Here is a 12,412-nt window from a genome sequence, read left to right on the forward strand (position 1 = left end):
GTTCGTGGGGACGGAGCCGTCGGCGAGCCCGGGATGGAAGGAGAAAGCCATCATTACGAGCTTGAACGAGAAGCAGACGATTCTCATCGTGGACGACTCCATGCTGAATCGGGCGCTTCTGGCTGATATGATCGGCGACGCCTATCGCATTGTGGAAGCCGAGGACGGCAAGCAGGCCGTGGCCGCGCTTCAGAAGGAAGGCACGGGCATCTCGCTCGTGCTGCTGGACTACGTCATGCCGCAGATGAACGGCTTCGACGTGCTGGAAGTGATGAACCGCAACGGCTGGATCAAGGACATCCCGGTCATCATGGTGTCCGCCGAGTCCGACGCCGCCTATATCGAGCGCGCCTACGAGCTGGGTGTGACTGACTTCATTAACCGCCCCTACGACGTGAATATCGTGCGCCGCCGCGTGATGAACACGCTCATGCTGTACCAGAAGCAGCGCACGCTGATGGGCATGGTGGCCGACCAGGTCTACGAGCGCGAGAAGTCCAACAACCTCATGGTGTACATCCTGTCGCACATCGTGGAGTTCCGCAACGGCGAGAGCGGCATGCACGTGCTGAACGTGCAGGCCATGACCGAGATGATCCTCACCCACCTGGTGCGCCTGACCGACCAGTACCCGCTGACGGCCGAGGACATCTCGCTCATTACCATGGCCTCCAGCCTGCATGACATCGGCAAGATCGCCATCCCCGAGGAAGTGCTGAACAAGCCCGGCCGCTTCACTGACGAGGAATTCGCCATCATGAAGACGCATTCCGCGGTGGGCAGCGACATGCTGGACAATCTAGAGCTGTACAAGGACGAGAAGCTGGTGAAGGTGGCCCGCGAGATTTGCCGCTGGCACCACGAGCGCTACGACGGCCGCGGGTACCCCGACGGCCTGGTGGGCGACGAGATTCCCATATCGGCCCAGGTGGTTGCCTTGGCCGATGTGTACGATGCCCTCACGAGCCAGCGCGTGTACAAGCCGCCCTTCAGCCACGAGGAGGCCCTGCGCATGATTCGCGACGGGGAATGCGGCTCGTTCAACCCGCTGATCCTGGAATGCCTGACGGCGGTGGCCGACGATCTGGAGAGCCGCCTGAACCGCGGCGTCACGGGTCGCGAGATATCCGTGGACAGCCTGCATCTGTCGGAGGCCGCCTTGGACAACGGCGTCGCCAAGGCGTCCAGCCGCACCCTGGAGCTTCTGGACTACGAGCGCATGAAGTACCACTTCTTCGCGTCCATGAGCAATGAGGTGCAGTTCGAATACACCGACGAGCCGCCTATGATCGTGCTATCCGACTGGAGCGACCGCAAGCTGGGGCTGCCCGAGATCGTGATGGACCCCTATCACGACGAGGCCTTCTGCCGTGTGTTCGGCAACGACAACCTGGCCGAGTTGAACCAGCGGCTGCGCGCGACGACCCAAGAGGCGCCGCTGGTCGATATGGAGCTGGAGGTGACCGTCAACGGCGAGACCCGCTGGCTGCACGCGCTGGCCCGCGCCCTGTGGTCCGATGAGAACCCGCCCGAGTATCTGGGCTCTCTCGGCAAGTTCATCGATATTGACGATCGTCAGGCCGAATTGCACGACCTGCAGTTCAAGGCCTACCACGATCCGCTGACCGAAGTGGTGAACCGCGCTTTCGCCCGCAAGGTGATCACCGAGCGCCTGGGCGAGGAAGACGAGTGCGACCGCCACAGCGATCACCACGTGCTGGCCGTGTGTGACCTGGACTTCTTCAAGCAGGCTAACGACACCCACGGCCACCAGTTCGGAGACCGGGTGCTTCAGCACTTCGCCGGCCGCTTGCAGGATAGCGTGCGCGGCGGCGACGTAGTGGCCCGGGTGGGCGGCGATGAGTTCCTCGTGTGCATGGACTGCCCGGTGGACCCGCGTCCGCTGATCGACCGTATCCACCGATCGCTGGAGGGCGAGTTCGAGGGCTTTCCGCTGTCGGTGTCCATGGGCGTGGCCACCACCGACGATGGGGTGCGCGACTACGACGAGCTGTTCCGCCGAGCGGATGTGGCCCTGTACCACAAGAAGCGCGGCGGCCGCGGCGGCTATGTGTTCTACGACGACCTGAGCGAGGAAGAGCGCGGCTCGGTGATCGACGGGGAGTTCACGGCGCTCTCGGGCATAGACAAAAACGAAACGGATCAGTAGATTCGACCACAACGATAAGGAGAGACCATGTCATTGGAGATTGCCTACGCTGCAATGGGCGGCGATTTGGAAACGGTGCGCGGCCGTCTGATGACCGACGAGCGTATCGAGAAGTTCGCGAAGATCTTCTTGCAGGACACCTCGATGCAGACCCTGGAGACCGCTCTTGAGGCTGGCGACTTCTCCGAGGCCTATCGTGGCGCCCACACCTTGAAGGGCGTGAGTCGCGATCTGGGCTTCACCCCGCTGTTCGAGGCCTCCTGCGCCCTGTCCGATGCCCTGCGCCTGGACGATGCGGGCATGCCGGCCAACCTGGCGGCCGTGCCCGAGCTGATGCCCCAGGTGCGCGACGCTTACACCCTGGTGGTGGACTCCATCGCCATCATCTAGAATGCGAGGCCCCGATGGGCGGCAAGCGCCTTGGCGCCCGCCGGCTTCGAGGGTTTGTTGTTGACGTTGAGAAGGAACGAAACGCCATGACCGAAACAAATAACAAAGTAAGACGCGGGCGCATCCTGATCGCCCTGGCCGCGCTTGTCGTGGTCGTTGCCGCGTTCTTCATCTTCGTCACCATGAACAACGAGCGCGTTTCGGCGCAAAACGCCCAGTATCTGGAAGGTTCCACCCAGCAGTCGGCGCGCCGCATCTCCGAGTGGATGACCGATTCGCAGACCGAGGTGCGCCTGCTCACGTCGCTGTACGAGAGCTCGCTTGCGAGTGCCGAGGAGGCCTCCATCGACGGTATCCGCGACCTGGCGGCCTACACGAAGTTCAGCTACGTGACCTTCTCCGATGCTTCGGGCATGACCTACGATGACCGCGGCCGTTCGGAAGACGCTTCGGAGCGCGACTACTTCGTGCGCGGCATGGAAGGCGAGTCGGGCGTGTACGCTACCGATAACTCGCTGTTCTACGATGATCTGTCCGTCATTTTCTACACGCCGCTGCGCTATAACGACGAGGTGATCGGCGTGGTGTCCGGCGCTTACCGCGAGGACGCCATGGAGGGTTTTCTGGCCACGAACATCTTCGGCGAGAAAACATCCACCTTCTTGTGCAGCAGCGACGGTGCCGTGGTGGCCCATTCCGGCGTATCCGAGGCGACGGGCGACGTGAAGAACGCCTTCGATATCTACACCAAGGAAGGCACGGCCAGCGAGGTTACGCGCGCGCAGTTGGAGGAGGCCTTCCGCGACGGTTCCTCGGTCGCCTTCGACTACCAAAGCGACGCGGGCGCGGGCATGGCCTACGCCATGCAGCTGGAGGGCTACGACTGGATGCTCATGCGCACCTTCCCCGCGTCTATTACCGAGGGGATGCAGGCTCGTGCGAATCTGGCCGGCCTGGTGCTGGTGGGCATGGTGGGCGGTGCCCTGTCGCTGGTGGCCATCTTCTTGCTCGTGCAGACTATGCGTCAGCGCGCCAAGTTGCTGAGTGAGAGCGAGCACGTGACGAGCATCGTGTACTCGTCGCTGGCCCTGTTCCAGCGGTTTGCCGTGATCAACCTGAAGGACAACACCTACGAGTACCTGAAGGACGAGAGCATCAAAGACGACCTGCCCCGCAACGGCGACTACAACATGTTCCGCTACTATTGGCAGACGCGCTTCTACAACGAAGAGGAATGCGAGCGCATGAAGAAGGCCCTGACGCCGGCCTACATCCAGGAGCAGCTGACCGAGGACGTGCCCTACCTGCATTTGGAGTACCGCCTGGAGGATCCCGATACCGGGGAAGTGGCCTGGAACCAGGCATCCATGCTGCCGCTTCAGCGCGACGAGAACGGTGTGGTCACCAGCGTGCTGCTGTCGGTTCAGGACGTGACCGACGTGAAGGAGCGCGAGATCGCCCAGCACAACGCGCTGCAGGACGCCTTCAACGAGGCCGATCGCGCCAGTCGCGCCAAGACCGACTTCCTGAATTCCATGAGCCACGACATCCGCACGCCCATGAACTCCATCATGGGGCTGACGGCCATCGCGTCCATGTACCTAGACGACCCGGAGCGCGTGAAGGACTGCCTGACGAAGATCACCACGTCCAGCCGGCATCTGCTCGGCCTCATCAACGAGGTGCTGGATATGGCGAAGATCGAGAGCGGCAACTTGGGCCTGTCCGAGGAGGACTTCGACCTGCCCGAGACGGTGGAGAGCCTGCTTTCCATCATGACGCCCCAGATCAACGACAAGAAGCTGGAACTGAAGGTGGAGATCGCCGACATCCAGCACGAGCATGTGGTGGGTGACCCCATGCGCCTGCAGCAGGTGTTCGTGAACATCATGGGCAACTCGGTGAAGTTCACGCCCGAAGGCGGCATCGTCAGCCTGCGCATCAAAGAGCTGCCGAGTCGCGTGAAGGGCTCGGGCTGCTACGAGTTCACTTTCTCCGATACGGGCTGCGGCATGTCCGAGGACTTCGTGAAGACGGTGTTCGAGCCGTTCACCCGCGCTAACGACAGCCGCGTGACCAAGGTGGAGGGCACCGGCTTGGGCATGTCCATCGTGCGTTCCGTGGTGAACCTGATGAACGGCACCATCGACGTGAAGAGCAAGCTGGGCGAGGGCACCACCTTCACCGTGACGGTGTACATGAAGCTGCGCGAGGGCGACGAGCACGACCTGGCACCCTTGGAGGGCCTGCGCGTGCTGGTGGCCGACGACGAGATCGCAGCCTGCGAGAGCGCCTGCGAGGTGCTGCGCAGCATCGGCATGGAGCCCGATTATGTGCTGTCGGGCGACGAGGCCGTGGCTGCGGTGCGCGAGGCCGTGGAGAACGCCCGCGACTACGTGGCGGTCATTCTGGATTGGAAGATGCCCGGCAAGAGCGGCATCGAGGCGGCCCGCGAGATCCGCGAGATCGTGGCCGACGAGATGCCCATCATCATCCTGTCGGCCTACGACTGGACGGCCGTGGAGCAGGAGGCCCGCTCGGTGGGCGTGGACGCCTTCATTTCCAAGCCGCTGTTCCGCTCCCGTTTGGTGCACGTGATGAAGGGGCTATTGGCCTCGGAAGAGCCCGAGCCTGCCAGCGAGTACGAGGTGCTGCAGCAGAGCGACTTCAGCGGGCACCGCGTGCTTTTGACCGAGGACAACTCCATCGCCGCCGCCATCGCCCTGGACATCATGGGCATGACGGGGTTGGAAGTGGATCATGCCGAGAACGGCCGCATCGCCGTGGACAAGCTGCTGGACTCCGAGCCGGGTCACTACGATTTGGTGTTCATGGACATCCAGATGCCCGTGATGAACGGCTACCAGGCCGCCAGCGCCATCCGCGCCGCCGCCGAGGGCAAGGGTCCCGACGGCACCATGATCGATCCGCGCCCCGATTTGGGCACCATCCCGGTGGTGGCGCTGACCGCCGACGCTTTTGCCGACGACGTGGCTCGGGCGCGCGCTGCGGGTATGAACGCCCACATGTCGAAGCCCATGGAAATTGAGCTGCTGATCAAGACGCTGAAGGAGTGGCTGTAGGGTCTATGGCTCGAGTGCGCCGCCATACCGTTTCGCTGGCTGTGGCCGCCGCGGCGGCGCTGCTGCTGTGCGTCCTGGCCCTGGTGGGCTGCGGCGGTTCGGGCGGCTCTGGCGGCGGAGGAGGCGGTGGTGGCGCGACGGGCGACGGGGGCTCCACCTCAGGGCCCGACTATGCGGTGCCCTCATCGCTGGCGCTGTCGGCCTTCCACAACGACTTCGCCCAGACGGGCAACGGCTGCGCCATCGACACCTCGGCTCTGGCTGAGGGCTACGTGGGCGCGGCGGCCTCGTCGGACAGCCGCCTGAAGTTCCAGGTGAGCAAGGGCGACATGAGCTACAACTACGACCTGCCCGGCGACAACACCCCTATCGTGGTGCCCGTGAACATGGGGGATGGCCCCTACAATTTCCGCGTGATGCAGAACACCTCGGGCAACAACTATGTTGAGCTGTTCAGCGTGGTGGAGAACGTGAAGCTGAACAGCGAGCAGGCGCCCTTCCTGGTGCCCAACATGTTCGTGAACTACAACGATTCGTCGGCCGTGGTGGCCAAGGCCCGCGAGCTGGCGGCCGGCTGCACGAACCAAGGCGACGTGGTGCGCAACATCTACGAGTGGGTGGTGGCCAATATCACCTATGATCACGATAAGGCTGCCGAGCTGGCCTCGGCGACCGGATACGTGCCCGACCCCGATGCCACTTTGGCCTCGGGCACGGGCATCTGCTTCGACTACGCCTCGCTCGGGGCCGCCATGCTGCGCAGCCTTGGTATACCTTGCAAGGTGGTCACCGGCTACGTTTCTCCCGATGATGTCTACCATGCCTGGAACATGGTATATATTGATGGGGAATGGGTGAGCGTGGAAATCAGCATTAAGCCAAATGACTGGACGCGGGTCGATTTGACCTTCGCCGCCTCCGGTGCCGCGAGCACTGTCGGCGACGGCACCAGTTACACCGATCGATACACCTATTAGGAACGGACAGGGGAGACTATGGCCAAACCGAAGCTCGATAGTGCGGGAATCAGCCTTTTCTGCGAGAGCGTCGCCATGATGCTGGCGGCGGGCATCCAGACCGATGAAGCGGTGGGAATGCTGTCGGAGGACATCGGCGACGAGGGCCTGCAGGCCACCTGCACCGTGGTGTACGCGCGCTTAAACGATGGCGACACTTTGGCCGGTGCCATGCAGGCCTCGGGGGCGTTTCCCCGCTACGCCGTAGACATGGTGCAGGTGGGTGAGACCGCCGGCCGCACCGAGGAGGTGCTGCGGGCCCTGGGCGTGTACTACGACGAGGAGGACCGCCTGTTCGCAAAGATCCGCTCGTCGGTGGGCTATCCGGCGGCGCTTTTGTGCATCATGTCCATCATCCTGGCCTTTACCGTGGTGATTATCCTGCCCGTGTTCGAGGACGTGTACGTGTCCATCGCCGGCTCGCTGACTAACGGCTCGTTCAACGCCGTGGGGCTGTCCATTGGTATCGGCTGGGTGGCCCTGGGCATCACGCTGGTGTGCACCGTGGTGGCCCTGGCCGGTGTGATCGCCTGCCGTTCGGAGGCCGGGCGCATGGCAGTGATGCGACTGTTCGAGAAGTTCCCCGCCACCCGCGGTGCCATGGAGCAGTTGGCCGTGTCGCGCTTCGCCTCGGCCCTGGCGGCTTACACCGCTTCGGGTGTGAACACCGACGTGGCCATGAGGGAGGCCATCGAAGTGGTGGAGCACAGCGGTCTGCGGGCCAAGGCCCAGGCGGCCTACGGGCTGATGATCGATCCCACGGCGCCCCGCTCGCTGGCTCAGGCCATCAGCGAGGCCGAGGTGTTCGAGCAGATTCACGCGCGCATGCTGACCATCGGCACGCGCTCGGGCTCGTTGGACGCGGCCCTCGATCGCCTTTCGGCCAACTTCTTCGACGATGCTATCCTGCGCATCGACGGAGCCATCGACAACATCGAGCCTGCTCTGGCGGCTTTTCTCACCATTGCCGTGGGCGCGACGCTCATTTCAGTCATGATGCCGCTTATCGGTATCATGGGATCGATCGGCTAGCATCATGATGCACGGAAAGACAGCCCAAGCGAGACGGCGCCGCACCCGGCGCACGGTGGCCCTGGTGGCCGCCGTGGCGCTGGCGGTGTCACTGTGGTTCGCGTGGGATGCGGTCAACGTCGAGGCCGAGGCCCAGGGCGCGCTGTCGGTGCGCAACGCCGTGATGGACGCGGCCATGCAGTGCGCCGCCGTGGAAGGCGCCTACCCCTCGTCGCTGAAGTACTTGGAAGAGCACTACGGGCTCATCGTGAATCACGACGACTACGCCGTGACCTACGAGGCCTTCGCGTCGAATGTGCCTCCCAGCGTGGTGGTGATGCCCCGATGAATAGGAAGAAGGCGGCGGATACGCTGGCTGCGGGGAAGGCCTACGGCGGCAATCCCCGGCGCCGCGAGCGCGATTTCGGCCGCGTGTTCACGGGCATGCTGTTCGCGCTGTTCGTGATTACGCTACTGATGGCCATTCTCACGGGTACGGGCGTGTACAGGACCTTGCACCAGGAGGGTGATGTGGCCGACAACCAGCGCCTGTCGCTGACGTTGCTGGCTAACGACGTGCGGGCCAACGACCAGATCAACGCCGTGGCCGGTGCCTGGGTGAGCGCCGATAAGGTGCAGATCGAGGTGGCCGAGGCGGGCGCAGGGCTGGATTCCGCGACCATCGAGGGAACGGAGCGCTGCGTGCTGGACGGCCCGGCGCTGGTGTTGCGCGAGACACTGCCGAGCGGCGTATACGAGACGCGCCTGTATTCCTACGACGGCACTATCATGGAAGAGTACGCCCTGGCCGAAGCGCCCTACGATCCCGAGAAGGCCACGGCCATCGTGGATTCGTCGGTGTTCGGTTTTGTCTACGAGAACGGTTTGCTGACTATTGTGACCGATGCCGGCGAAGTGTCGGTGGCCCTGCGCAGCGGGGGAGGTGAGCGCTGATGGCCGGAGGAAGCACGCGCCGTCGCTCCATGACGGCCTATTCTGTGGCCGGCCACGCCCAGGGGACGGCGGCCGGAGACGAGCGCATGGAGCGCTATCATGAGTATGTGGGCCGTCATCGCGCCGAGCGGTCGGTGTGGCCCGGCGCGGCCTTCATCGTGGAGGCCTTGCTGCTGCTGGTGTTTTTAGCCGGCTCGCTGGCGGTGCTTATGGAACTGAATGCCGACGCCGATGCCGCGGGTCGGCAGAGCGCCGACCTCATGGAGGCCATGACCTTGGCGTCGAACGCGGCGGAGGAGTTCGCCGCGAACCCCGAGTTGGTGACGGCCACAGGCGCGCTGGGCGACGAGGAAGAGGCCGCTCGTGTGCGGTACGGCACGGGGCTCGTGATGACGCGCATTGTGGAGGCCGAGCCCCTGGCGGCGGGCACGATGTACCGCGCCCGTATCGCGGTGTGGCATGAGGGCGCGGCTGCGGCGGAGTTGGCGGGCGCAGGCTCGGGCGGGCCAAAGCCCGCCCCTGCGGAGGGCTCCGGTGCCGATGGCGCGGCCGAGCCGGTGTACACGTTGGAGACAGCGTGCTACGTGGCCAACGACGGCGCCCGCGTCTCGCCGTCGGCTGCCGGCGCGGTCGAGGGAGAGTCGCTGTCGGTTGTGCTGGACGATCCTGCGGCGCCGCCCGTGACGGGTGCGGTCGAGGCACCGGCTGCCGATGGCACGGATGCGACTCCGACCGAAGGGGAGGTGTCTCGTGGCTAGACCCCATGGATCGGTGCGCATCGGCCCGATCAGCCTGTTCACCCTGATCATCATCTTGTGCTTGGCGGTGCTGGCGGTGCTTTCTATCACCACGGCCCGGGCCGAGCTTTCCATCACCGAGCGCCAGGCAGCTACTACCACGGAAACTTATCAGCTGGAAGTGCAGGGGCAGGAATTCGTGGCTGCCGTGGATGGGGCTCTGGCCTCTGGCGGCGAGACGGCTTTGGAAGCGGTGTTGGCGGAGTACGGCGTTGCGGTGACGGCTGCCCCTGCTGGCGATGCGGCCGCGGCAGGCGCCGTTCCGGCCGGCGAGGCCATCGAGGACGAGACCTCCTCGGGTGGTACCGTTCCGGCCGCTGGCACGACTATCAGCGATGACGATGGGGGCGCGGGAGCCATCACGGTGTCCGGCACCTTCGACGGCGAACTCATCTCCGCGACGTTCGCCATGGACAGCGGCCGCACCCTGGCCGTGGTGCTTCGTGTGAGCAACAACGATACCTATACCATCGAGCAATGGAAGACCACGACCCAATGGACCGACGACGGCGCAGGCGAGAACCTGTGGCTCGGCTAGAGATAGGAGAAAGCGAACTCATGGAACTGAAGACTCTGCTGCAGGAAATGATCGACAAGAAGGCCTCGGATGTGTTCATCGTGGCTGGTCTGCCGCTGACCTACACTGCCGAAGGCCGCCAGGTTCGCATGGACATGGCGCCGCTCATGCCCGCGGACACGCGTGCGCTCGTGGAGGCCATCTACGGTCTGTCGGGCCGCGACGTGGCCATCTTCCTGGACGGCCACAACCACGATGACGACTTCTCCTTCGCCGTGGCCGGCTTGGGTCGCTTTCGCGTGAACGTGTTCCGCCAGCGCGGTTCTCTGGGTGCCGTCATCCGCGTCATCCCCTTCACGCTGCCCCAGCCTGAGGCCTACCACATCCCCGAAGATGTCATGGCCTGCGCCGACTTCCAGAAGGGTCTCGTGCTGGTCACGGGCCCGGCCGGTGCCGGCAAGTCCACCACGCTCGCCTGCATCATCGACAAGCTGAACAAGAGCCGCACGGGCCACATCATCACCATGGAGGACCCCATCGAGTACGTGCATCGCCACGAGGGCTGCATCGTCACCCAGCGCGAGATTCCCTCGGACGTGGCCACCTACGCCGAGGCCCTGCGCTCCGCCATGCGCGAGAGCCCCGACGTGATTCTGCTCGGCGAGATGCGCGACCAGGAGACCATCGGCACGGCCATGACCGCCGCCGAGATGGCCCAGCTTTTGTTCTCCACCTTGCATACCACGGGCGCATCCTCCACGGTGGATCGCATCATCGACGCCTTCCCCGCCAACCAGCAGCGCCAGATTCGCATGCAGCTGTCCATGGTGCTGCAGGCCGTGGTGTCCCAGCAGCTGGTGCCCACGGTGGACGGCGGCATCGTGCCGGCCTTCGAGATAATGACCGCCACGCCGGCCATCCGCAACCTCATTCGCGAGGAGAAGACCCACCAGATCGACTCGGTCATCGCCAGCAGCGCCGGAGCCGGCATGCGCACCATGGACCAGAGCCTGTACCGCTTGGTGAGGGACGGCGTCGTGGCCCGGGAAGTGGCCCTGCAGCACGCCATCCACCAGGAGGCCCTGAAGAAGCGCTTCGAGAGCGAGGGCATGTAGGCGATACCCGAAAATTGCCCGAAAAACTTAATGTGGCGGGGCGCTCTGCCTCGGCATCATTCTTCAAACGGGACGCTGCTCTTAAAGGGCGGCGTCCCGTTTTTTAAAAAGAATTCGCTGAAAGTGGCGCTGGATTGCGAAAAGTAGACAGAGGCGGCGAACTTTTTGCAATCCAGTGACGGCTCTTGCTGCAATTGGTGTTGTTTTCCCTGTTGAGCGTGGCTCGATGGAGAGTAATGCGAGAGTCTTGGGCAGGGTTCGCTTACTTTTCGAAGTTCAGTGCCACTTTCGAAGGCATTTGCTTCAAAATTCCGCTGCATAGACGGAGGGGAGAGCATTTGCGAAAGCGATGCTGCTAGTTGCCTTGGTGCTTCCGTCGGAGTTCCTCTGGGGGAGCTTTTCCTAAAGCGAGGCTGTTTTTCCAGACCGCGACGGGGTTCTGCGGTATTATGATCGGTTAGGAAAACGCGCTTATTTTTGGGGCGATTAAGGGGAAGGACGGAAGTTTGAGCACTTTCGATTGGAAGATCGGTAAGGAGTATCGCGAGATTCGCTATGAGCTGTGCGACGGCGTGGCGAAGGTCTCCATCAATCGGCCGCATCGGCGCAATGCGTTCACGCCGCTGACCGTGATGGAAATGTACGACGCCTTCAACCTGGCGCGCGATGATGCGTCGGTGGGCGTGATCCTGCTGACGGGCGTGAACCACGGCGGTGCCCACGAGGACGAGGCGTTCTGCTCGGGCGGCGACCAGAAGAAACGCGGCAACGGCGGCTACGTGGGCGAGGACTCCATCCCACGCCTGAACGTACTGGACCTGCAGCGACTTATCCGCGTGGTGCCCAAGCCCGTGATCGCCATGGTGAACGGCTACGCCATCGGTGGCGGGCACGTGCTCTCTATCCTGTGCGACCTCACCATCGCTGCCGACACGGCGAAGTTCGGTCAGACCGGCCCTAAGGTGGGCTCCTTCGACGCCGGTTACGGCGCGGGGTATCTGGCCGCCATCGTGGGCCAGAAGAAGGCGCGCGAGATTTGGTACCTTTGCCGTCAGTACAGCGCCGCCGAGGCCTTGGAGATGGGCCTGGTGAACAAGGTGGTGCCCTTCGACGACCTGGAGCAGGAGTGCATGGACTGGGCGGCGGAGATGATGCAGTTCAGCCCCACGGCCCTGCGTTTCATGAAGGCGTCTTTCAACGCTGCCACCGACGGTTTGGCGGGCATCCAGCAGCTGGCTGGCGACGCGACGCTTTTGTACTACACCACCGACGAGGCCAAGGAAGGCCGCGATGCCTTCAAGGAGAAGCGCGCTCCCGACTTTACCCAGTTCCCGAAGTTTCCGTAGGATGGGTTTCGCG

The 12,412-nt window shown here is 63.8% G+C and carries 11 protein-coding genes; all 11 read left to right on the forward strand.

Annotated elements, in window-relative coordinates; genetic code table 11:
- Window positions 1-4 precede the first annotated feature (4 nt).
- The 11 genes from G503_RS12795 (at window position 5) to menB (ending at window position 12,399) form a co-directional block, all read left to right on the forward strand.
- Entirely contained in the window at window positions 5-2,170 is a 2,166-nt protein-coding gene (locus G503_RS12795; RefSeq protein ID WP_202805144.1) for a bifunctional diguanylate cyclase/phosphohydrolase, read from the forward strand.
- Window positions 2,171-2,197: 27 nt separating this feature from the next.
- Window positions 2,198-2,560 carry an Hpt domain-containing protein gene (locus G503_RS0100110; protein WP_028025984.1) on the forward strand — a complete coding sequence of 121 codons (363 nt, stop codon included), beginning with the start codon at window positions 2,198-2,200 and terminating at the stop codon, window positions 2,558-2,560.
- An 86-nt stretch (window positions 2,561-2,646) separates the two neighbouring features.
- Entirely contained in the window at window positions 2,647-5,643 is a 2,997-nt protein-coding gene (locus G503_RS12800) for a hybrid sensor histidine kinase/response regulator (RefSeq protein WP_051190765.1), read from the forward strand.
- Window positions 5,644-5,648: 5 nt separating this feature from the next.
- Window positions 5,649-6,620 carry a transglutaminase-like domain-containing protein gene (locus G503_RS12805; RefSeq protein ID WP_051190766.1) on the forward strand — a complete coding sequence of 324 codons (972 nt, stop codon included), beginning with the start codon at window positions 5,649-5,651 and terminating at the stop codon, window positions 6,618-6,620.
- An 18-nt stretch (window positions 6,621-6,638) separates the two neighbouring features.
- Window positions 6,639-7,691: a type II secretion system F family protein gene (locus G503_RS0100125; protein ID WP_028025985.1), complete on the forward strand. Its 1,053-nt coding sequence runs from the start codon at window positions 6,639-6,641 to the stop codon at window positions 7,689-7,691.
- Between the two features lie 4 nt (window positions 7,692-7,695).
- The gene (locus G503_RS0100130) at window positions 7,696-8,019 is read left to right on the forward strand and encodes a hypothetical protein (RefSeq protein ID WP_028025986.1); all 324 of its coding nucleotides are present in this window, start codon (window positions 7,696-7,698) and stop codon (window positions 8,017-8,019) included.
- Entirely contained in the window at window positions 8,016-8,624 is a 609-nt protein-coding gene (locus G503_RS0100135; protein ID WP_028025987.1) for a DUF4860 domain-containing protein, read from the forward strand. The genes G503_RS0100130 and G503_RS0100135 overlap by 4 nt, the downstream gene beginning before the upstream one ends.
- Window positions 8,624-9,382: a hypothetical protein gene (locus G503_RS15330; RefSeq protein ID WP_156891829.1), complete on the forward strand. Its 759-nt coding sequence runs from the start codon at window positions 8,624-8,626 to the stop codon at window positions 9,380-9,382. Before G503_RS0100135 ends, G503_RS15330 begins: the two co-directional genes overlap by 1 nt.
- Window positions 9,375-9,959 (forward strand): hypothetical protein, encoded by a 585-nt coding sequence (locus G503_RS0100145; protein WP_028025988.1) that lies wholly within the window; start codon window positions 9,375-9,377, stop codon window positions 9,957-9,959. Before G503_RS15330 ends, G503_RS0100145 begins: the two co-directional genes overlap by 8 nt.
- Window positions 9,960-9,979: 20 nt before the next feature.
- On the forward strand, window positions 9,980-11,053 hold the full coding sequence (locus G503_RS0100150; RefSeq protein ID WP_028025989.1) for a type IV pilus twitching motility protein PilT: 1,074 nt from the start codon (window positions 9,980-9,982) through the stop codon (window positions 11,051-11,053).
- A 506-nt stretch (window positions 11,054-11,559) separates the two neighbouring features.
- Window positions 11,560-12,399 carry a 1,4-dihydroxy-2-naphthoyl-CoA synthase gene (gene menB / locus G503_RS0100155; protein WP_028025990.1) on the forward strand — a complete coding sequence of 280 codons (840 nt, stop codon included), beginning with the start codon at window positions 11,560-11,562 and terminating at the stop codon, window positions 12,397-12,399.
- The last annotated feature ends 13 nt before the right edge of the window (window positions 12,400-12,412 follow it).

It is taken from the genome of Adlercreutzia mucosicola DSM 19490 (assembly GCF_000422625.1).
Classification (GTDB): domain Bacteria; phylum Actinomycetota; class Coriobacteriia; order Coriobacteriales; family Eggerthellaceae; genus Adlercreutzia; species Adlercreutzia mucosicola.

Bases quoted from the DNA above. Each gene is read 5' to 3' on its own strand.
- G503_RS0100150 (WP_028025989.1), top strand. From the start codon at position 9,980: ATGGAACTGAAGACTCTGCTGCAGGAAATGATCGACAAGAAGGCCTCG.
- G503_RS12805 (WP_051190766.1), top strand. From the start codon at position 5,649: ATGGCTCGAGTGCGCCGCCATACCGTTTCGCTGGCTGTGGCCGCCGCG.
- G503_RS0100125 (WP_028025985.1), top strand. From the start codon at position 6,639: ATGGCCAAACCGAAGCTCGATAGTGCGGGAATCAGCCTTTTCTGCGAG.
- G503_RS0100135 (WP_028025987.1), top strand. From the start codon at position 8,016: ATGAATAGGAAGAAGGCGGCGGATACGCTGGCTGCGGGGAAGGCCTAC.
- G503_RS15330 (WP_156891829.1), top strand. From the start codon at position 8,624: ATGGCCGGAGGAAGCACGCGCCGTCGCTCCATGACGGCCTATTCTGTG.
- G503_RS12800 (WP_051190765.1), top strand. From the start codon at position 2,647: ATGACCGAAACAAATAACAAAGTAAGACGCGGGCGCATCCTGATCGCC.
- G503_RS0100130 (WP_028025986.1), top strand. From the start codon at position 7,696: ATGATGCACGGAAAGACAGCCCAAGCGAGACGGCGCCGCACCCGGCGC.
- G503_RS0100110 (WP_028025984.1), top strand. From the start codon at position 2,198: ATGTCATTGGAGATTGCCTACGCTGCAATGGGCGGCGATTTGGAAACG.